The following is a 20732-nucleotide window of genomic DNA, read 5'->3' on the forward strand; positions in this document are numbered from 1 at the left end:
TCCAGATTCAGCGTGACAGACCGGCTCCATAAGAATCACTCTATAAAAATGAATAAGGATCGATATCAACAACAACCCTGATGCGAGAAGAAGGCTTGACCCGACTGAGCCACTCTTTTGCAATCCCCTGAGGTGCAATAGAGCGTTTTGACATAATAAGGAATCGACGTCGAAACTTTCCTCGCAGCAAAGCAAGTGGTGCCGGTGCTGGTCCTAAAATTTGCGCGCCATCGATTTGCGGGATCGCCCGCGCTAGGCTTGCACAAAAATTATCTAATTCGGATTCATCCGGACCAGAGACGATAATAGCAGCCAAGCGTCCAAAGGGAGGCAAATGCCCTCTTGCGCGCGTCTCAGCTTCTTGTTCAAGAAACTTATCACGGTCGCCCGCTTTAAGAGTTTGCATGACGGGGTGATTAGGATCTGAAGTCTGAAGAAGCACCCGCCCCTTATGTTCAGCACGGCCAGCACGACCAGCCACCTGATGAAGGAGCTGAAAAGTTCTCTCAGCGGCCCGAAGATCACCGCCAAATAAACCAAGATCAGCATCGACAACACCCACCAATGTCAAATAGGGAAAATGATAACCTTTGGCTACGACCTGTGTACCTACAAGTAAATTCACTTCTCTATTTTGTATGCTCTTTACCATTTCGCGAGTCGCAGCAGGAGATGTCATAGTATCGCTTGCCATTAAGGCAACATTCGCATCAGGAAATAACTTTTTTGCCTCTTCAACAATACGTTCCACACCCGGCCCACAAGCCACCAAAGTATCTTCTGCGGCACAAGAAGGGCATGCATTCGGTAACGCAGTATTAAAACCACAGTGATGACATTGTAATCTTGCAAAACGTCGATGCTCAACAAGCCAAGCGGTACAATGTGGACACTGCATGCGATGCCCACAAGTTCGACAAAGCGTAAGTGGTGCATACCCTCTCCTATTCAGAAAGAGCATAGCCTGCTCACCAGCGTCCAATGTCTTTCTAATGGCGCCACGCAAGGCCTGAGACAGCCAACCTGGCCCTGTATTTAACCGCTCTGGCTTATCAAACCGCAAATCAATCAATTCAACATCCGGCATTCCCGCACCACCATGTCGCCCGGGAAGAATGAGACGATCATAACGCCCATTTTGAACATTAATCATGGTTTCAAGCGCGGGTGTGGCCGAGGCCAAGACGACAGGACAAGAACAACACTTCGCCCGAACCACCGCCATGTCACGAGCATGGTAATATACTCCATCCTCCTGTTTAAAAGACCCCTCATGCTCCTCATCGACGATAATAAGGCCTAAGTTATCATAAGGTAGGATCAAAGCAGATCGCGCCCCGACGACGACCGACGCCTTGCCCTCTGATACCGCACGCCAAGTTTTCCGCCTAAGAGCAGGCGAAAGTTCTGAATGCCATTCTGCAGGAGCCACCCCGAATCGTTGTTCAAAACGATCAAGCCACTGACTAGAAAGAGCTATCTCAGGAAGCAAAACCAGAACCTGCCGCCCCTCTTTCATAGCGGCCTCGACAGCTTCGAAATAAACCTCGGTCTTTCCTGATCCCGTAACTCCATCAAGGAGAACAGTAGAAAACACATGCTCTCGAACACGGGCCATCAGATCGTCAGCAGCTTCCCTTTGTCCATGCGAAAGCTCGGGGCCTTTGATATCCGACTTTGGAGCCGGAAAGGAAAAATCTGGACGATCAAAGTAGCTTTCAATCAAACCCGCCTGCTCCAACCCCTTGATAACAGAACTCGATACAGCAGCTTCCTTGGCAAGATCTCCAAGGACCCAACCACCACTATCACTAACCAAATCAAGCACACGTTGACGCGCCGCTGTTATCCGAAACCCCTCTTGAGGCTCTCTTCCTACAACCAAATGATAGAGCTTTTGCCCAACAATTGTTTCCAGAGCCTGAGGAACAGACAAAGCCATTTTAAGAACCGAGCCTTGCGGCGACAGTGTATAAGAGGAAACCCACTCGACAAATTTTCGGAGCTCTGCCTTTAGAGGAATCGCTTCAGAAACACTGATTATTTCTTTCAGCTTCTTCAGAGGAACATCTTCATCCGCGGCACCATCCCACACTACACCGGGAAGAATCCGGCGTCCGACGGGCACCTGAACGATTTGACCTGGCTCAAGATTGATTTGCTGGCCGTCAGGTCCATAGGGCAAGATATAATCATAAGGGCGATCAATAGGTAAGATAACCTGCACTCGACAACGAAGCGGCTTTTTAGTGTTCTGATCAAACAATGTCAGATCGTGGCCACTTTCAAACACGAATCTTTACCCTCATACCTATGAAATTAACTTTAACACTGCCAATTGTCTCCGCTATGACAAGAGAGAAAACATCTAAATCTTCTAAACCAAAATAAAAGTTCTCGCGCCCCTTATTATGCCTTCATTTTAAATAGACAACTTTATTTCGCATGGAACCTCTGGACCTCAGGCGTCGAGGCGTTATCTTGGGGCAGACATATTTTCTGCATATCGTGACGACCTGCCCCTTGGTCTCAACAAGCAGAACCAGATTTATAACGAGGTTATTGATGGAATTCTTTATCGACACTGCGGATATCAACGAAATTCGCGAACTAGCAGCAACTGGTCTGGTGGATGGCGTAACAACTAATCCGTCCCTGATCGCAAAGAGCGGCCGCCAGTTTATTGAAGTCATCAAAGAAATAGCCGAAATTATTTCAGGCCCAATCAGCGCTGAGGTTACGTCTCTTGAATACGGTGGCATGGTTGCCGAAGGACGTAAACTTGCAGCCCTTGCAGATAACATCGTCGTCAAGCTGCCACTCACTCCGGATGGATTGAAAGCCTGTAAGACTTTCTCAGATGAAGGTATTTCGACAAACGTAACGCTTTGTTTCTCTGCCGCACAGGCCCTGTTGGCAGCCAAAGCCGGCGCAACTTACGTATCTCCATTTATTGGACGACTGGACGATCTAGCTCAGGACGGCCTGACCTTAATTGCTGATATCGTCGAAATTTATAATGCCTATCCTGATCTGACAACCAAAGTGCTTGTTGCTTCCACACGTAGTCCACTACATATCGTTGAGGCTGCTAAAATGGGGGCTGATACAGCAACAATCCCACCAGCCGTTCTTCGTGCTATGTTTAAGCATCCGCTTACTGATCGTGGCCTCGAAGCCTTTATGGCTGATTGGGAAAAAACCGGTCAGACAATACTATAAGCGACGACGCTAGGCACCAAGACCCACACTAGGAACCAAGACCATGAGCAGCCCTTCTCAGGATGTTAAGACGGCTTCAGAAAAAGAGCCCCTTATCACTGCGCGTCATGTAGAGAAATATCTACGTCAGCACGCGGATTTTCTGGTGCAGAATCCACAAATTATCGATTCTCTCGAAATACCCGGAAAAACAGAAGGGCGCGGCCTTGCTGATCTTCAGCAATATATGATCGAGAAACTTCGTAATAAACTTGATCTCGTAACGCGAGAGCGAGATCTCGTCATCACCCGGAGTCACCACAACAAGTTAACCCAAGACAGAACACACCGCGCAGTTAAAGCCCTGATATCAGCCAAAAATTTTGAACATCTCATCGACATCATCAGCACAGAGCTCCCTATCATTATGGGAATGGATGCTATTTCAATCGGTGTAGAACAGCCCGGCGAAGCAGATATCGCCGCTCCGGTGGAAGGTATCTCTTGCCTGCTCCCCGGAATGGTCGACGGTTTGATCGGAGCCGGACAACCCGCAATTCTTCGCAGCCATATCGAGGGCGATGTCTGCCTCTACGGCACCATGGCCCCCCTCATCCAGTCAGATGCCTTGGTGAGACTACATATATCGTCGACAACTCCCCCTGCTATGCTCGCATTTGGGTCACAACTCGACGATCAATTTGAACCCGGCCAAGGAACGGAATTGATCCGTTTTATCGGCTCTGTCATAGAAAATACAATCCGGACATGGCTAAAGCTCCCGGAATAAGGAACGTTCCTCCCCCCCAAAATCCAGACCAAACGAAGAAAACAGTCGAACTGGATTTCACTCCGATCCCTTGGGATGATGAAATTCAGTCCGCCTTTGAGGGCTGGCTCAAATGGCATGCGACAGAAAAACGCTCATCGGATAAAACTCTCGAAGCCTACGGCCACGACATCAGAGGTTTTCTTTATTTTCTTGCCGATCACAACGGCGAGATAACAACCCTGGCAACTCTCACTTCTTTGGAAACACGAGATTTCAGGTCGTGGCTTGCGGCGCGTGCGGCACGAGAATTCAGTAAGACATCAACCGCCCGGTCGTTATCCGCTGTCAGAGGCTTCTTCAAATGGCTCAATCGACGCGAGCTTATCAAAAATAATGCCCTGGATATTTTACGAACCCCAAAACGCCCACACACTGTCCCAAAGGCCCTCACCAAAGACGAAGCCCGGCGAGTTATGCATGAAAGCAGCAAACTCCACGACGATAGCTGGATCGGATTACGAGATCAGGCCGTCTTACTTTTACTTTATGGCTGTGGCCTACGCATTTCTGAAGCTCTCTCTTTAAATCAAGAAGACGCCCCCGGTCCTAAACAAGAAATCCTTCGTATTGTCGGAAAAGGACAAAAGGAGCGATTGGTCCCACTTCTACCCATCGTCATAGAGGCAATCGCAACCTATCAAGACGCCTGTCCTTATAGCAAAAAAACGAACGACGCCCTATTCCTTGGGGCCAAAGGCAATCGCCTTTCAGCTCGAATTATTCAGCTACAAACACAGAAGTTACGCGCAATACTCGGATTACCAGAGACGGCCACCCCCCATGCCTTGCGTCACAGTTTTGCCACTCATCTTCTTTCAAATGGGGGAGACCTTCGCGCAATCCAGGAGTTATTGGGCCACGCCTCTCTGTCTACCACTCAGCGCTATACAGATGTGGATACAGAAGAGTTACTAAAAGTGTATGACAAGGCACACCCTAGGGCACAAAAATAACATCCCAATTTGTTCAAAACAAAAAACGCGCCTTTTGTATTATAAAAAGCTATTTCCCAGTAATCTCTAGGTATTGATATCTATTCGACTTGCATCGCTGCTGTCTCTGGAGTTGAAGCCCGCGCAGGGGGCGACGAAACGTACGTCCCCTTTTCTGCCGCGGCAACCGGCGCACGTTGAGCAATCCGCCAGATGGTATAAAGCCCGATCAAGATATGAGCTCCGAGGGATGTCATAAATAAGCCCGAAGTTCCGATTTGTGCCATCGTAAAGCCGGACACTAACGGCCCGATAATTGATCCAAGACCAAAAACCAAAAGTAACCCACCGCTTACTTGGATAAAGTTCCCATCTGAGGCGTGATCATTGGCATGCGCCACAATGACAGGATACATACTAAATATCGCAGCTCCGAAGAAGCCGATAAGGATCATGTTTACCAATTGTGATTGAGGCTCAAGCAGGATGAACGAGAGATCCACCAAAATTGCGGCCAACGCAATGGCCAGTAGTACTTTACGGCGATCCATCTTATCTGAAAAATGTCCAACCGGAATCTGAACTAAGGCACCAGTGAGAATGGGAATACTGGTAAACAAAGCCACGCTCGTCAAAATAAGACCAATACGATCAGCATACACCGCCGCCAACGTCCCAAACGAAGCGTTTGAAATACCCACCATAAAAACAGCAAAGACTGCGACTGGAGAATTCTTCCAAAGCCCTTTAATATCGAGGCTTACCTTTGCCAAAGGGTTGGGCGAAGCACTCGACGATACCGCCGTTGGCACCAGAGCCAGACAATAAAACATCGCCCCGAGCACAAAAAACAGGAAACCCGCACTATCACCTAAAGGCAGAACCATCTGTCCTGAAGTTGTCGCAGCCAGTGTAACCATTGTGTAAATTCCAAAGACCCGCCCTCTGGAGTTCGCATCAGCCCGCTCCCCTAACCAGCTTTCGACGATCATGGCAGCGCCCGCGAAGCAAAACCCAGATATCGCCCGCAACGGAATCCAGGCAAAAGGCGAAATCAAAAGCAACGAAGCCAAAATGGCAAAGGCTGCAAAAGCAGCCATCACACTAAACGCCCGGATATGGCCGACCTTAGCCACAAATCGCGGTGTAATGACACAACCTGTTACATAACCCACGGCCCACCCGGTACCAAGCAACCCCAAAGAGAAAGCAGAGAAGCCTTCCATATTACCCCGAACAGGTAAAATCAGGGCGTTGATACCACCAGCAAAGAAGAGAAAACCAGCCCCAAGCAGAAGTGCACTGATGGGTAATAGTTTGCGGATCATATTAAACACGTTCCCTTTGGAATAGTTCTCAGCCTCATGGAATAGTTCCTGACTTTTGAACTGTGGGTCTTGGACGATGTGTTTTAGAACGCTGCGATATCAATTCAAACAGTGCAGCATATGTAATCACATTGCTCAAGTACGAAACAAATGAACCGTACTCGAAGGCGCTTCTTATGAGACAGAAGTTCCAGAAGATAAAGGCTTACTTCTACCAAGCTTATGAATAAATATTGGCCCCAATAAAACCCCCATCCCCATCGTAGAAAAGGCTACAGCCCAAGCGAGGCTATTTTCAGATCCACCAAACAGATCAAGTACCGCACCAAAAACGATTGGAGAAAGCGAACCCGCGGCAAAACCCGCCAAAGATTGCAACGCCATGGTCGCCCCTTTGCGTTTAGGGTCAGAATTGGCAACAATTCCTGAGGTAAGAGAAGATGAGTCAGCAGTTGTTGTAATTCCATAAAGCGTGAAGCCCGCGATTACGACAACAAAGGGTAAACTTGCGGAAAACCCTATTGAAAAAGCGACCGCAGCTGATAGAATCATAACAAAGGTTAAAAGCCTTCGTCTGCCAAACCGTACCGAGAATTCGTTCCCAATCACGCTTGCTGGCAAACCCAGCAGAAAGACCCAGGACGCTATTTGAGTGGGACTCCACTCAAAGCTACCTGAGGGCTGCAGAGACAACGAGAAGACCAGAAAAGCCACCAACCACGCCCTGAATGCAAAGAGTTCCCATAGGTGAGCAGCATAGGCGAAGATATATCCAAGCGCTGGGCGATTGGCGATGACGGGACGAAAATCAATAAGCTCTTTAAGCGGAATGTGATGTTCAGGTTTGTGGCCTGTCGAAACAAAGAGTAGAACCACGGCCCAAGCAAAGAGACTGCCAATTCCGGCAACAAGAAAAGACCACTGCCAGCCCCATAATTGCCAAACCTCTCCAGCGACGAAAACCGACACCCCTGTGCCTATAGCGAAATGAGCCGTATAATAGGCGACCGCTCGGCTTTGTTGTTTTTTCTCACTCACAAGATCCGTAAGCAGTTTTAGCCCAACCATGTAAGTACCGGCAAGACTAACACCTGCAAACAGACGGAAGAGCATTGCAGTCCAGAGACCTTCGGCTAAAAGAGCAAAACCAAAGGCCGCAAAACCACCTAGAGCCATTGAGTAGAGATAAATACGCCGCGCATCCTCTCTATCTGTAAGCGCAACCAGCAGAGGAACTGCTGCGGCATACCCCCCGTAATAAATACCACTGATCCAACCAATTTCAGTGTTAGTCAGAGACCATTTTTGTTGAAATAAAATGATAAGAGCTGAAAAAGTCGCATTATCGAGCATGCCGAGAACTTGAGAAAGACACATGACGGCAATAAGCGCTGTCGCTTTTTTGGGAGTACTACCGTCTAATCTCATCTCAAACCCTCTTAATTATCCGGGAAAATGATCAACGGTGAAGTCAACAATTTGTCCAGAAATAAATACGAGCAGGTCGTCAAATTTCTATTGAATACAAAGCAAATGGGGGAACAATTTGTTCCCCCTTTCTGTTCTTTTTGCATTATGAACAATTAAATTCTGACTGGGGTTACATATGAATTGCGCGCTTATCCACCGCCATAGCAGCTTCTTTAACGGCTTCGCTCAAACCCGGATGAGAATGGCACGTCCGGGCAATATCTTCAGCTGAGCCGCCAAATTCCATCACCGCAACAGCCTCGGAAAGAAGTTCACCAGCGACAGGGCCAATAATATGAACACCGAGAACTTTGTCCGTTGTTGCATCGGAGAGGATTTTGACCTGCCCATCTGATTCCCCCATACAACGTGCGCGGCTGTTGGCACTAAATGGGAATTTACCAATATTGTAAGCAACACCGGCCTCTTTCAAGGCTTCTTCGCTTTTACCAACTGATGCAATTTCTGGATGTGTATAAATAACGCCAGGAACCAAGGCATAGTTCACATGCCCATGTTGACCAGCCAATGTTTCCACACACGCGATACCATCTTCTTCGGCTTTGTGCGCAAGCATTGGTCCCGGCACACAGTCTCCAATAGCGTAGATACCGTCGACAGAAGTTTTAAAGCTGTTATCAACCTGAACAACCCCGCGCTCCATAGCAACGCCCAGCTCTTCAAGACCAAGGCCTTTTGTATAAGCCCGGCGGCCAATTGCGACGAGAACAGTATCAACTTCAAGCTCTTCAACTTTACCTTTTTTAACAGATTCCATAGTCAGCTTGACTTTACCATCTGCTTTTTCTGCACCTGTAACCTTCATTCCGAGCTTGAACTTCAATCCTTGTTTCGTCAGAACACGCTTAGCAAGCTTGCCTGTTTCTTCATCGATGCCAGGAAGAATTTGGTCAAGAAATTCAACAACAGTAACCTTGGCACCAAGACGCGACCAGACAGAGCCAAGCTCAAGACCAATAACGCCAGCACCAATCACCACCATGTTCTCTGGCACCTTCTTAAGGGAAAGCGCCCCTGTTGAAGTCACGATTTGATCTTCGTCAGTTTCGATACCGGGAAGCGGCGTAGATTCTGATCCTGTTGCGACCAAAATATTCTTGGTCATTAAAGTCTGTTCGCCCTCTTCTCCCTTAACAAGAACCTCACCTGCTTTAGGTATAGAACCCCAGCCTTTGATGTAATCAACTTTGTTCTTCTTAAGAAGAAACTCAACGCCCTTTGTAAGGTCATCAACAACTTTGTCTTTACGTCCAAGCATCGTTTCCAGGTCGAGTTCAACACTGGTTTTAATACCATGATCAGCAAAATGGTTTTGAGCATCAACATATTTTTCAGATGAGTTTAACAACGCCTTTGATGGCATGCACCCAACGTTCAAACACGTACCACCCAAAGCTCCGCGGCCTTCAACGCACGCAGTTTTGAGCCCCAACTGTGCTGCACGAATTGCGGCAACATACCCACCCGGGCCACCACCAATAATGACCAGATCGTAGAGAGCTTCACTCATTTTACTATAGATCCTTTCAGTATCCTGAGGGTTTCCCCTCCTAACCATGACACGCCGAGAAAGCGCCAGGTCGGCTATAAGCTATTTGATTTCGTCAATCTGGATAGCATAGGAAACCTGTTGCACATAGTCTTGAAGTAATAAAAATAACAGAAATCATGACTGATCGATTCAAGGCCAAGTTTATTCTGTATAAAGCGTAGAAATAAAAAACGTTCACATACAAGGTAAGATTAGCTAATATTCCTATAGCAATCAAATATTTCTTATAGGAAACTTAATATGGTTTTTCTGGTATAATCAAAAACAACAAAAAGATATAAAATCGGGGAAGTAGGCCGGGGATGAACAAAAAAGATACACACAAAATTATAGAACCCAAAGCTACGATCTCTGGGGCAGAGCAAACGCTTGAACCCTTGAAGCTCGGCACGAGACTTCGCGACGTGAGAAAAAGAAGAAATTGGACCCTGGAAGAAGCATCAAAACGTACAGGATTAGCTCGTTCGACTTTATCAAAAATCGAAAATGATCAAATGTCACCCACTTTTGAAGTGGTACAAAAGCTCGTCTCAGGGCTGGAGATTGATATCCCCCAACTCTTTACCAAGGGCGATACACAGAAGAATGTCGGCCGAAGGGCCGTAACCAGAAAAGGTGAAGGTAAAGAGCACCCAACAGCCACCTACGAACACGAACTTCTCTGTACAGAAATTAGCAACAAAAGGATGATTCCCTTTAAAAGCACAATCCACGCAAGATCCATGGAAGACTTCGGCGAATTGGTGCGACATAATGGGGAAGAATTCCTCTATGTGCTTGAAGGACAGTTGATTTTTTACTCTGAATTTTATGAACCTATTACCCTTTCAGAAGGCGATAGCCTGTATTACGACAGTGGAATGGGCCACGCCTGTGTTTCAACAAGTAAAAAGGATGCTGTCATTATATGGGTTTCCACGCCGCACCCTTATTAACTTACTGATATATATCGAATATTAATATAATCACGAAATTTACACATATTTTTTACTGCCCAAACATTAATTCTTATATTGCAAAAATATTTCCGATAGGATAAAAATTCGAAAATTTAGAAATCGAACAACGATTTAAAGAATAGCTCCCAGCAGAGTATCCAATATCAACGCTTGCATGTGCACCGTTCCAGCAAACTAAGCACATCAAATAAATTCGTTTGTCTTAAAAAAAGATGAATGAGGGGACCGCTATGGAATTTTTAGAATCACTCACAACTATATTAAACGAAATTAATGGTATTGTATGGGGCGTACCGATGCTCGCCCTGATCCTTCTTACAGGTTTATTCCTGCAAGCGGGTCTGCTTTTTCTACCACTGCGCAAAATTGGCTTTGGCTTTTCCTTACTTTGGAAAGGAAGAGTGAAGTCTTCAAGCGAAGGAGAAATCAGTCCCTTTAATGCTCTGATGACATCTTTGTCAGCAACAATTGGTACCGGAAACATCGCAGGGGTTGCCGCAGCGATTTTCATTGGCGGTCCCGGTGCTTTATTTTGGATGTGGTGTACCGCTCTCGTCGGTATGGCAACAAAATACGCCGAAGCCGTTCTTGCTGTGAAATACCGTGAAGTCGATGATCTCGGCAATCACGTTGGCGGCCCCATGTATTATATTAAAAACGGTCTTGGTAAAGGCTGGTACTGGCTGGCACCGGCCTTCGCCGTTTTTGGCTCCATTGCCGGCTTTGGTATTGGCAACATGGTTCAGTCCAACTCCATTGCTTCAGCGATTGAAACAAGCTTTGGCGTACCAAGTATGATTACGGGTATTGTGCTCTTCGTCTTAACTGCTGCGGTTATCCTTGGAGGAATCCAACGCATTGGCTCTGTTGCAGGTAAGCTTGTACCTGCCATGGCCATCATATACGTTGCCTGTGGGCTTGTTGTACTGTTTATCAATGCTGCCGAGATCCCAACAGCCCTTGACCTGATTTTTACCCACGCTTTCACACCAATAGCCGGTGCCGGAGGCTTTGCAGGCGCGACTGTCTGGTTGGCTATTCGTTTTGGTGTCGCACGTGGCGTCTTCTCTAACGAAGCTGGCTTAGGTAGTGCTCCGATTGCACATGCAGCAGCAACCACAAATGACCCAGTACGGCAGGGCTTGATTGCTATGCTCGGCACTTTCATCGATACCATCATCGTTTGTTCGATTACTGGTCTTGCCATTATCACCAGCGGTACGTGGACCAGTGGCGAAACCGGGGCTCCCCTAACAGCCCTCGCATTTGAAACTGCGCTTCCAGGCGTGGGCAGTTACATGATAGCAATCGTCCTATCTGTCTTTGCCTTTACAACTATTCTCGGTTGGAGCTTCTATGGAGAAAAGTGCATCACTTTCCTCTTTGGAGTGAAAGCAATCACACCTTTTAGAGTTGTATGGTGTATCGCTGTGTTAGTTGGCGCCTATTTGAAAATCGACTTCGTCTGGCTATTATCTGATACCCTAAACGCCATGATGGCTTTGCCAAACCTCATCGCCTTACTCCTTCTCAGTCCTGTTGTTTTCAAGCTGACCAAAGAGTATTTCGCAAAACAACGCGCAGATGAAGAGCTAGATGAAGAATCACAAAATTCTGGAGTTTAACTTTAGGATTTAACCATAAATTTCTTAGGCTTAAAGGGCGGAGTATTCATTGACTCCCTGTAATACGGTACCCTTTAACTGCCTACGCCTCACCCTACCCGGGTGAGGTCCTTAACCTCTGATATCTTTTCGTATCAGAGGTTTTTTATTCATCTAAATTCTTTTCGTCTTCATGGCCATTATCTTTTCCAGCAGGAAGATGAACAACGAACCCCGAACACTCATCATCTGCATACGGCTTCACTCGCGAAACCATTTCCTTTTTTAGAAGCTCGACTAAATGTTTTCCAACAGGTCGAAACAAAGTCTCTCCATTACCAGGGACAGGTGGATCTAAACGGATAAGTACTGAGCGCACGCGGCGGCGACGGCGTTGCCGATCAATCATCTGACGAATAGATTCAAGTGCATGCCTCAAATCTAATCCCGTAAGATCAAGCTCAAAGTCAGCATGACCACTCCGGTCAATTAGATCGTTAAAGTTCAGTGATGCATCATCCATAGCCACCCCAATCCTAAACCCAATTATGTCGGGAAATTCTTTACCTTTGGCAATTATCATATCTGTAAAACGTTACAGCACCAAGAAGTTGACGAATTCTCTACCACAAATAAAAAGGGAGGCCGAAGCCTCCCTTTAATCACAATCGCTTACATACTAAGTAAGAGTCGTTGAGGATCTTCCATGCATTCTTTAATTCGCACAAGGAAAGTTACCGCTTCGCGACCATCAATCAACCTATGATCATAACTAAGCGCCGTATACATCATTGGCCGCACAACAACCTGACCGTTCACAGCAACAGGACGTTCTTCAATCTTGTGAAGACCAAGAATACCACCTTGCGGCATATTGAGAATCGGTGTGGAAAGCAAAGATCCAAATACGCCGCCATTTGTAATGGTGAAGCTGCCGTTGGTCATATCATCCATGCCCAACTTACCATCCCGGCCTTTCTTCGCAAGATCACCAAGGCTCCCCTCAATCTCGGCAAAGCTTTTCTTATCACAATCACGAATAATTGGCACCATCAGACCAGAAGGTGTTGATACTGCCATGCCAATATCAAAGAACTTGTTGTAGACAATATCATCACCGTCGATACGGGCATTAACAGCAGGAACATCCTGCATTGCCTGAACAACAGCCTTTGCAAAGAAGCAGTTGAAACCAAGGCGTACCCCGTGCTTTTTTTCGAAACCTTCTTTGTATTGCTTGCGTACATCCATAACCGCTGACATATCAATTTCGTTGAAAGTCGTCAGCATCGCCGCTGTATTCTGAGCTTCTTTCAGGCGACGTGAGATCGTCTTACGCATCTTAGACATTTTCTCACGGGTTTCTCTTACAGGCGCCGCTGTAGCAGAAACTGAAGCCGAAGCTGCAGGCGCAGAGGTCGGAGCAATTGGTGTTGGCGCCGCAGGAGGGTTTTTCAAATGTTCGAGAACATCTCCCTTGGTCAAAGCACCATCGTTACCGGTTCCTTTGATTTGGTGGGGATTGAGATCATTTTCAGCAATCAGTTTCGCAACAGATGGAGGAAGGGTCATCGCGGAAGAGACTGAACTTGTTTCCAAGAAAGACAGCAAATCTGCCTGAGTAACTTTTCCACCTGTGCCCGTGCCTGCAATTTTAGCTGGATCCAATGTTGAACCACCACCCTTTGTAACAGAGCTTGCTGCCGTAGAATCCGATGTTGTAGAAACGGATGGTGCTGCAGAAGTTGTTGCTGGAGCCGACTGGTCTGAAGCAGCCGCTCCCCCACTTGTTCCAGGTGTAATCACACCAAGAATAGCACCCACACCTACATCTGAATCCGCTTCGGCATTAATAGCCGTCAGAACACCCGCAACTGGCGCGTTGACTTCCAAAGTCACCTTATCGGTTTCAAGTTCACAAATAGCTTCATCCTGTGCAACACTATCGCCAACAGATTTCATCCACTGTGCAACGGTCGCCTCTGTTACGGACTCACCAAGAACGGGTACCGGAATTTCTACTGGATCTCCAGCAACTTGCACAGCTGGTGCACTTGCTGTTTTCTCTGTTTCAACAGGAGCTTCAGCCTTAGGCGCAGCAGCTTTAGTTGCTGCAGGGGCGACGGCGCCTTCACCTTCGCCAATCGATCCCAACACAGCACCAACCTCAACATCCTCACCTTCTTGAACGAACACTCCCGAAAGAACGCCTGCGACCGAGGCATTTACTTCTAACGTGACCTTGTCAGTCTCTAGCTCAACGATCGCTTCATCCATAGCAACAGCGTCGCCGGGCTGTTTAAGCCATTTAGCAACAGTCGCCTCTGTAACAGATTCTCCAAGTGCCGGAACTACAATTTCGGTGGCCATTTTTTGTCTCTATATTAGTTTGTCTATTATGTTTGATTATCTACGAGATCTTCTCGCCTGACGCCCGAGGACTTCAGAAAAAAGGGTGATCCCTTTATAGGACCACCCTCTTCAATTATTTTCCGGCTTTCTTTTTGACCGGACGTAATTTTTCAACTTTAGTTGCAGCCGCATCTCGCGCTTCAAGTTCTTCGGCTTTACGAGTTTGGATACGACTCATCGCTTTTTTGCCAAGTGTAAAGGCATCTTCAAGCAACGATTCTAATTGTAGAATATGCTTTTTACCTGAGCCTGTTGCTGGAGAAGCAGCCGTTTTACGACCAGCATAACGAGGTCGAATGTGCGCAAAGCCCATTTCCTCTGCAACTTCTTCGATGAAGGTTGATACGAAGGTCCATGCACCCATGTTCCGATGTTCTTCCTGACACCAAACAAGATCGCAATGCTCATAGCCTTTTAAAGCTTGAGAAAGAGCTTCTGCCGGGAAGGGATAAAGCTGTTCCAAACGGATAAGATGCACATTATCCATACCGCGCTTTTCACGCTCATCAACAAGGTCATAATAAACTTTACCTGTACAGAGCACGACTTGCTTAATCTTGTTCGGCGGGTTCACCGTAATATCACAAGGCAAAACACGATGGAATGATGTATCAGGCAACATATCTTCAAGATTTGAGACACACTTTTTATGACGCAGAAGAGATTTCGGTGTCATAATTATGAGTGGCTTACGAAAACCACGGTGAATCTGGCGACGTAATACATGAAAATAATTCGCAGGCGTTGTACAGTTAACAACCTGAATATTATCTTCCGCGCAAGATTGTAAGAACCGCTCTACCCGACCTGAAGAGTGCTCCGGTCCCTGACCTTCATAGCCATGAGGGAGCAGCATCACAAGACCGGACATTCTCAACCATTTTGATTCACCAGAAACAATGAACTGATCAATAATGATCTGCGCACCGTTCACAAAATCACCAAACTGCGCTTCCCAAAGAACAAGAGCGTCCGGTTCTGCAAGTGAATATCCGTATTCGAAACCAAGAACAGCCAACTCACTAAGCGGACTGTTAATAATTTCAGCGTCAGCCTGACCCTCGCGAATATGATTCAAGGGCTTGTATTCAGATTGATTTTTTTGATCAATCCAAGCAGCATGACGATGAGAGAAAGTCCCGCGATTACAATCTTGTCCAGACAAACGAACTGGATGACCTTCAACAAGAAGAGTCCCATAGGCAAGAGCTTCAGCTGTTCCCCAATCAATTCCTTCACCAGTATCAATCATCGCCTGCTTTGCTTTGAGTTGGCGCGTTAATTTCCGATGGATATTGAAATCATCAGGAACCTTGCAAAGCGTTGCACCAACTTCTTTCAGAAGCTTTAAGTCGACACCTGTAGTACCACGACGCGCATCGTAACCACGAACCGCACCCATATGAGCCCATTTTCCTTCAAGCCAATCAGCTTTATTAGGTTTGTAACCTTCAGAAATTGCAAACTCTTCTTCAAGCTTATCCCACCAGGATTTACTTATTGCGTCTATCTCGCTCTTGGTAACCATGCCCTCTGCAGACAACTGCTCAGCATAAAGATCACGCACAGAGCGTTGCTGAGCAATTTTTTGATACATTTGTGGCTGCGTAAAGGTAGGTTCATCGCCTTCGTTATGGCCAAAGCGGCGATAACAGAACATATCAATAACAACATCTTGTTTGAATGTCTGACGATACTCAATCGCGATACGCGCCACATGAACCACGGCTTCTGGATCATCACCATTAACATGAATAATCGGTGCCTGAATGCACTTTGCAACATCCGTACAATATGGACCAGAACGCGAATGAACAGGATCTGTCGTAAAGCCGATCTGATTATTAACAATAAAGTGGATTGTTCCACCTGTTGTGTAGCCATCCAACTCTGAAAGATCGAGAGTCTCAGGGACAAGGCCTTGCCCAGCAAACGCCGCATCCCCATGGAGTAAGATGCCCATAATTTTGGTGCGATCAACATCGTTCTTTTGGTCTTGTTTTGCGCGAACTTTACCAATAACGACAGGATCAACTGCCTCAAGGTGAGACGGATTAGCCGTCAAAGACAAGTGAACCGTGTTGCCATCAAACTCGCGATCTGAAGAAGTACCTAGGTGATACTTCACATCACCAGAACCACCAACATCTTCGGGGTTAGCTGCCCCTCCTTTAAACTCGTTAAAAATAGCCCTAAAAGGCTTACCCATCAGGTTTGCGAGAATGTTCAAGCGACCGCGGTGAGCCACCCCAAGAACAACTTCTTCCAAACCGAGCGCAGAACCACGTTTAAGGATTTGCTCTAAGGCAGGAACCATCGTCTCTGCCCCATCAAGGCCAAAACGCTTGGTACCAGTGTATTTTTTACCGAGGAATTGTTCGAATATTTCTGCCGCAGCCAAGCGTTCAAGAATTGCCTGCTTACCTTTTGAGGTAAAATCCGTGCGGTTATTGATGCCTTCTATGCGCTCTTGAATCCAAGCTTTCTGCTCGGGCTCCTGAATATGCATAAACTCAACGCCAATTTTACCACAATAAGTTCTGCGCACTCGCTCTACTATCTGACGTAAAGTTGCTGTTTCGAGCCCGAGAACACCATTGATAAAAATAGGACGATCCATATCACCATCACCAAAGCCGTAGGCTTTGGGGTCAAGTTCAGGGTGTGGTGTAATTTTTTTCAATCCAAGAGGATCTAAATTCGCTTCCAAATGCCCTCTAACACGATAAGCCCTGATCAGCATCAATGCCCGAATAGAATCGAGAATTGCCTGCCGATTAGCATCTTCGCTTAATGGAGCAATTGGGGCAGTCGACGCAACAGCGGGGGCTGCGCCGCGTATACCAGTCAAGAGGTCCTTGGCATCATCTTCAAGGTTTGAGAAGAAGGATTGCCACCCCGCATCTACTGATGCGGGGTTGCTTAGAAACTGAGCATAAAGATCTGCCAGTTCACCGGCTTTAGGGCCAAAGTAGCGGGCTTCATGCCCAACGTTGGTGTTCGCCATGTAAAACGTAACCGAACTGGAGGTTACCAGTCCGGCTCCCTCTCAATTAGGTTGTTATCCTTGCATCGCTTTCAGCATTGTGCTGCCAAGACTAGCAGGAGAATCAGCGACTTGGAAGCCAGCAGATTTCATGGCTTCAATTTTATCTTCAGCTCCACCCTTACCGCCAGCGATAATCGCGCCAGCATGTCCCATGCGACGTCCAGGAGGTGCTGTTACCCCTGCGATAAAGCCAGCGATTGGTTTTTTAACCTTAGAAGCTGCAAAAAATTCTGCGGCTTCTTCTTCTGCACTACCACCGATCTCACCAATCATGATGATACCCTGTGTCTCGTCATCCGCGAGGAACAGCTCTAGGCAATCGATGAAGTTTGTTCCGTTTACCGGATCACCACCGATACCGATACATGTAGATTGACCTAGGTTCGCAGCAGTGGTCTGAGCCACAGCTTCGTAAGTCAACGTACCTGAACGTGAAACGATACCAATTTTACCGCGTTGGTGAATGTGACCCGGCATAATGCCAATCTTACATTCGTCAGGTGTAATAATCCCAGGGCAGTTAGGGCCGATTAGACGGGACCCTGAACCTGCCAACGCCCGTTTCACCCGAACCATATCGAGAACGGGAATACCTTCTGTAATGCACACGATCAGCTCAACACCAGCATCAACGGCTTCAAGAATTGCGTCACCAGCAAAGGGAGGAGGTACATAAATAACAGAGGCGTTTGCTTCTGTCGTGTGTACGGCTTCAGCCACAGTGTTAAAAACAGGAAGGTCAAGATGACTTGTTCCGCCTTTACCCGGTGTTACACCACCAACCATTTTGGTGCCGTAAGCTGCAGCTTGTTCAGAGTGAAACGTTCCCTGAGCACCTGTAAAACCCTGACAGATTACACGAGTATTCTTATTTACTAGTACCGACATGTTACGCGGCCTCCTTCACGGCTTTGACCACTTTAGCAGCAGCATCAGCCAGATCGTCACCAGAGATAATCGGCAGACCGGATTCCGCCATAATTTTCTTACCAAGATCAACATTTGTGCCTTCGAGACGCACAACCAAAGGAACACTCAGTGAAACTTCGCGTGCTGCGGCGACAACACCTTCGGCAATCACATCACAACGCATGATGCCTCCAAAGATATTAACCAGAATGCCTTTTACGTTTGGATCGGAAAGAATGATTTTAAAAGCAACCGTTACACGTTCTTTCGTCGCGCCACCACCAACATCAAGGAAGTTTGCTGGTTCGCTACCGTAAAGTTTGATGATGTCCATCGTCGCCATAGCAAGACCAGCGCCGTTCACCATACAACCTATCTCACCATCAAGAGAGATATAGTTAAGCTCATGACGGGCAGCTTCGAGTTCTTTGGCATCTTCTTCGTCTTCATCGCGCATACCCGCAATGTCTTTGTGACGGAAAAGAGCGTTGTCATCAAAGTTCATTTTGGCATCAAGTGCAATAATATCACCCGCACCTGTTACCACGAGCGGATTGATCTCAACAATGCTCGCGTCGAGTTCCATAAATGCTTTGTACATGGTCGCCATGAACTTAACTGCAGAATTGACCTGCTTACCTTCAAGACCCAGACCAAAGGCAAGGTTACGTCCGTGGTAAGGCATAAACCCTTCAACAGGATCAATGGCTACTTTAAGAATTTTTTCCGGAGTTGCTTCAGCAACTTCTTCAATTTCCATCCCGCCTTCTGTCGAAGCCATAATCGTTACACGGCTGGTCACACGGTCAATAAGCATACCGAGATAGAGTTCACGCTTAATATCGCAACCTTCTTCGATATAAATACGCTTTACTTCTTTACCCGCAGGGCCAGTCTGCTTGGTCACGAGGGTATGACCGAGCATCTTGCGTGCGTTTTCTTTCACATCATCAAGCGTTTTGCAGAGGCGCACTCCGCCATCGCCATCAGGATCGTCCGTGAAGCGGCCTGCGCCACGTCCGCCTGCGTGAATTTGGGATTTTACAACCCAGATTGGACCGCCCAGTTCGCGGGCTGCGTTCTCTGCTTCTTCCGGTGTAAATGCAACTGATCCTTTAGGAACGGCTACACCGTACTTTCTCAGCAGCTCTTTAGCTTGATATTCATGAATGTTCATGGGACGCCACAAAGCCTCAATGGTTTTTATTTTTTGAATTAGATAGAGCCGAAAAGCTCTGGATAATGACAGCATACTCCTAAATTATTATAAGAGCATACTGCGTGATACTTATCGATAGATTAACACCACCTGCGACGAGCGCAACCGCACCGCAACAATTTTTGTCGGAAAACTGACATATAACGACGCGATTAGTCGGATAAAAGAAAGACGTTGGGACCAAAGATCCTCAACGCCTTTCAATTTTTACAATCTTAAGCAGATATAATTGTGCGCCGCACAATTAACCTTACGCTTTTGATTGAATTTCTTTGCAAGCAGCGACAAGACCCTTAACGGATTCAACAGAACTGGCCAATTGAGCAGATTCGGTTTCGTTCAAATCAATCTCAACAATACGTTCAACACCGTTTTCGCCAAGGATCGCAGGAACGCCGACATAAAGACCGTCGACACCGTACTGGCCTTCGAGATAAGCAGCACATGGCAAAACACGACGCTTGTCTTTCAAGTAGCTCTCAGCCATCAAAATTGCAGAAGCTGCTGGTGCGTAAAAAGCAGAGCCCGTTTTCAACAGTCCAACGATTTCAGCGCCACCATTTTTAGTTCTATCGACAATAGAATCCAATTTCTCTTGGCTCATCCAGCCCATCTTGATCAGTTCAGGAAGAGAAATACCTGCAACTGTTGAATGGCGCACCATAGGAACCATCGTGTCGCCATGACCGCCAAGAACAAATGCAGTTACATCTTCAACAGAAACATTCATCTCATCCGCAAGAAAGTGACGGAAACGCGCGGAATCGAGAACACCAGCCATACCAACGACTTTGTTGGTCGGAAGGCCAGATGCCTGTTGAAGAACCCAAACCATCGCATCGAGAGGATTGGTGATACAAATAACGAAAGCATCTGGACAATGTTCTTTAATGCCAGCGCCAACCGATTGCATAACCTTGATATTGATACCAAGAAGGTCATCGCGACTCATACCGGGCTTACGTGCAACACCAGCTGTGACGATAACCACGTCTGCACCAGCGATATCAGCATAATCATTTGCGCCTTTAAAATTAGCATCAAAACCTTCAACAGGTGAAAGCTGGGCAAGATCAAGTGCCTTACCCTGAGGAATGCCTTCGGCGATATCGAAAAGAACGACATCTCCCAAATCCTTCATTCCAGCCAATAAAGCGAGAGTCCCGCCAATATTACCAGCACCAACAAGCGCGATTTTTTTACGTGCCATGATTTTTGTCCCTATTCGGATTTCTTCGGCCCGA

Annotated in this window: 15 protein-coding genes; 5 read left to right on the plus strand and 10 right to left on the minus strand. The window is 46.9% G+C overall.

What is annotated here, in order from left to right:
• Positions 1-40 precede the first annotated feature (40 nt).
• On the minus strand, positions 41-2293 hold the full coding sequence (locus ACFSKO_RS14055; protein WP_380252690.1) for a primosomal protein N': 2253 nt from the start codon (positions 2291-2293) through the stop codon (positions 41-43).
• 272 nt (positions 2294-2565) lie between these two features.
• Here ACFSKO_RS14055 and fsa point away from each other — a divergent pair, with 272 nt between their 5' ends.
• From fsa to ACFSKO_RS14070, 3 genes are read left to right on the plus strand one after another with little or no spacing between them, the layout of a single operon-like run.
• The gene (fsa, locus tag ACFSKO_RS14060) at positions 2566-3222 is read left to right on the plus strand and encodes a fructose-6-phosphate aldolase (RefSeq protein WP_380252692.1); all 657 of its coding nucleotides are present in this window, start codon (positions 2566-2568) and stop codon (positions 3220-3222) included.
• A 43-nt stretch (positions 3223-3265) separates the two neighbouring features.
• Positions 3266-3991: a DUF484 family protein gene (locus ACFSKO_RS14065; protein WP_380252694.1), complete on the plus strand. Its 726-nt coding sequence runs from the start codon at positions 3266-3268 to the stop codon at positions 3989-3991.
• Entirely contained in the window at positions 3970-4986 is a 1017-nt protein-coding gene (locus tag ACFSKO_RS14070; protein ID WP_380252696.1) for a tyrosine recombinase XerC, read from the plus strand. The genes ACFSKO_RS14065 and ACFSKO_RS14070 overlap by 22 nt, the downstream gene beginning before the upstream one ends.
• Before the next feature lie 80 nt (positions 4987-5066).
• Here ACFSKO_RS14070 and ACFSKO_RS14075 read toward each other — a convergent pair whose 3' ends face one another.
• The 3 genes from ACFSKO_RS14075 to lpdA form a co-directional block, all read right to left on the minus strand.
• Positions 5067-6293, minus strand: coding sequence for an MFS transporter (locus tag ACFSKO_RS14075; protein WP_380252698.1), 1227 nt, complete (start codon positions 6291-6293; stop codon positions 5067-5069).
• A gap of 174 nt (positions 6294-6467) precedes the next feature.
• Positions 6468-7721 (minus strand): MFS transporter, encoded by a 1254-nt coding sequence (locus ACFSKO_RS14080; RefSeq protein WP_380252700.1) that lies wholly within the window; start codon positions 7719-7721, stop codon positions 6468-6470.
• A gap of 172 nt (positions 7722-7893) precedes the next feature.
• Positions 7894-9294 carry a dihydrolipoyl dehydrogenase gene (gene lpdA / locus ACFSKO_RS14085; RefSeq protein WP_380252702.1) on the minus strand — a complete coding sequence of 467 codons (1401 nt, stop codon included), beginning with the start codon at positions 9292-9294 and terminating at the stop codon, positions 7894-7896.
• A gap of 344 nt (positions 9295-9638) precedes the next feature.
• Here lpdA and ACFSKO_RS14090 point away from each other — a divergent pair, with 344 nt between their 5' ends.
• Positions 9639-10271, plus strand: a complete 633-nt coding sequence (locus tag ACFSKO_RS14090) for a helix-turn-helix domain-containing protein (protein ID WP_380252704.1) — start codon at positions 9639-9641, stop codon at positions 10269-10271.
• Between the two features lie 254 nt (positions 10272-10525).
• Entirely contained in the window at positions 10526-11920 is a 1395-nt protein-coding gene (locus ACFSKO_RS14095) for an alanine/glycine:cation symporter family protein (RefSeq protein WP_380252706.1), read from the plus strand.
• 145 nt (positions 11921-12065) lie between these two features.
• On the opposite strand, the gene ACFSKO_RS14100 is transcribed toward ACFSKO_RS14095, so the two are convergent.
• The 6 genes from ACFSKO_RS14100 to mdh all read right to left on the minus strand — a co-directional run bounded on the left by ACFSKO_RS14100 (position 12066) and on the right by mdh (position 20698).
• Positions 12066-12422 (minus strand): hypothetical protein, encoded by a 357-nt coding sequence (locus ACFSKO_RS14100; protein ID WP_380252708.1) that lies wholly within the window; start codon positions 12420-12422, stop codon positions 12066-12068.
• A gap of 149 nt (positions 12423-12571) precedes the next feature.
• The gene (gene odhB / locus ACFSKO_RS14105) at positions 12572-14269 is read right to left on the minus strand and encodes a 2-oxoglutarate dehydrogenase complex dihydrolipoyllysine-residue succinyltransferase (RefSeq protein WP_380252710.1); all 1698 of its coding nucleotides are present in this window, start codon (positions 14267-14269) and stop codon (positions 12572-12574) included.
• Between the two features lie 115 nt (positions 14270-14384).
• Positions 14385-17318 (minus strand): 2-oxoglutarate dehydrogenase E1 component, encoded by a 2934-nt coding sequence (locus ACFSKO_RS14110; protein ID WP_380252712.1) that lies wholly within the window; start codon positions 17316-17318, stop codon positions 14385-14387.
• A 54-nt stretch (positions 17319-17372) separates the two neighbouring features.
• Complete coding sequence (gene sucD, locus ACFSKO_RS14115; RefSeq protein ID WP_380252714.1) at positions 17373-18248, minus strand: succinate--CoA ligase subunit alpha; 876 nt, start codon at positions 18246-18248, stop codon at positions 17373-17375.
• A gap of 1 nt (position 18249) precedes the next feature.
• A complete protein-coding gene (gene sucC / locus ACFSKO_RS14120) occupies positions 18250-19446 on the minus strand; it encodes an ADP-forming succinate--CoA ligase subunit beta (protein ID WP_380252938.1) in 1197 nt (398 codons plus the stop codon).
• A gap of 292 nt (positions 19447-19738) precedes the next feature.
• Entirely contained in the window at positions 19739-20698 is a 960-nt protein-coding gene (gene mdh / locus ACFSKO_RS14125; protein WP_380252716.1) for a malate dehydrogenase, read from the minus strand.
• Positions 20699-20732: the final 34 nt, after the last annotated feature.

It is taken from the genome of Kiloniella antarctica, from assembly GCF_042682825.1.
GTDB classification, from domain to species: domain Bacteria; phylum Pseudomonadota; class Alphaproteobacteria; order Kiloniellales; family Kiloniellaceae; genus Kiloniella; species Kiloniella antarctica.

Excerpts from the sequence above, each read along its gene's own strand:
- fsa (WP_380252692.1), top strand. The coding sequence starts at position 2,566 with ATGGAATTCTTTATCGACACTGCGGATATCAACGAAATTCGCGAACTA.
- ACFSKO_RS14065 (WP_380252694.1), top strand. The coding sequence starts at position 3,266 with ATGAGCAGCCCTTCTCAGGATGTTAAGACGGCTTCAGAAAAAGAGCCC.
- ACFSKO_RS14070 (WP_380252696.1), top strand. The coding sequence starts at position 3,970 with ATGGCTAAAGCTCCCGGAATAAGGAACGTTCCTCCCCCCCAAAATCCA.
- ACFSKO_RS14075 (WP_380252698.1), bottom strand. The coding sequence starts at position 6,293 with ATGATCCGCAAACTATTACCCATCAGTGCACTTCTGCTTGGGGCTGGT.
- ACFSKO_RS14080 (WP_380252700.1), bottom strand. The coding sequence starts at position 7,721 with ATGAGATTAGACGGTAGTACTCCCAAAAAAGCGACAGCGCTTATTGCC.
- lpdA (WP_380252702.1), bottom strand. The coding sequence starts at position 9,294 with ATGAGTGAAGCTCTCTACGATCTGGTCATTATTGGTGGTGGCCCGGGT.
- ACFSKO_RS14090 (WP_380252704.1), top strand. The coding sequence starts at position 9,639 with ATGAACAAAAAAGATACACACAAAATTATAGAACCCAAAGCTACGATC.
- ACFSKO_RS14095 (WP_380252706.1), top strand. The coding sequence starts at position 10,526 with ATGGAATTTTTAGAATCACTCACAACTATATTAAACGAAATTAATGGT.
- ACFSKO_RS14100 (WP_380252708.1), bottom strand. The coding sequence starts at position 12,422 with ATGGATGATGCATCACTGAACTTTAACGATCTAATTGACCGGAGTGGT.
- odhB (WP_380252710.1), bottom strand. The coding sequence starts at position 14,269 with ATGGCCACCGAAATTGTAGTTCCGGCACTTGGAGAATCTGTTACAGAG.
- ACFSKO_RS14110 (WP_380252712.1), bottom strand. The coding sequence starts at position 17,318 with ATGGCGAACACCAACGTTGGGCATGAAGCCCGCTACTTTGGCCCTAAA.
- sucD (WP_380252714.1), bottom strand. The coding sequence starts at position 18,248 with ATGTCGGTACTAGTAAATAAGAATACTCGTGTAATCTGTCAGGGTTTT.
- sucC (WP_380252938.1), bottom strand. The coding sequence starts at position 19,446 with ATGAACATTCATGAATATCAAGCTAAAGAGCTGCTGAGAAAGTACGGT.
- mdh (WP_380252716.1), bottom strand. The coding sequence starts at position 20,698 with ATGGCACGTAAAAAAATCGCGCTTGTTGGTGCTGGTAATATTGGCGGG.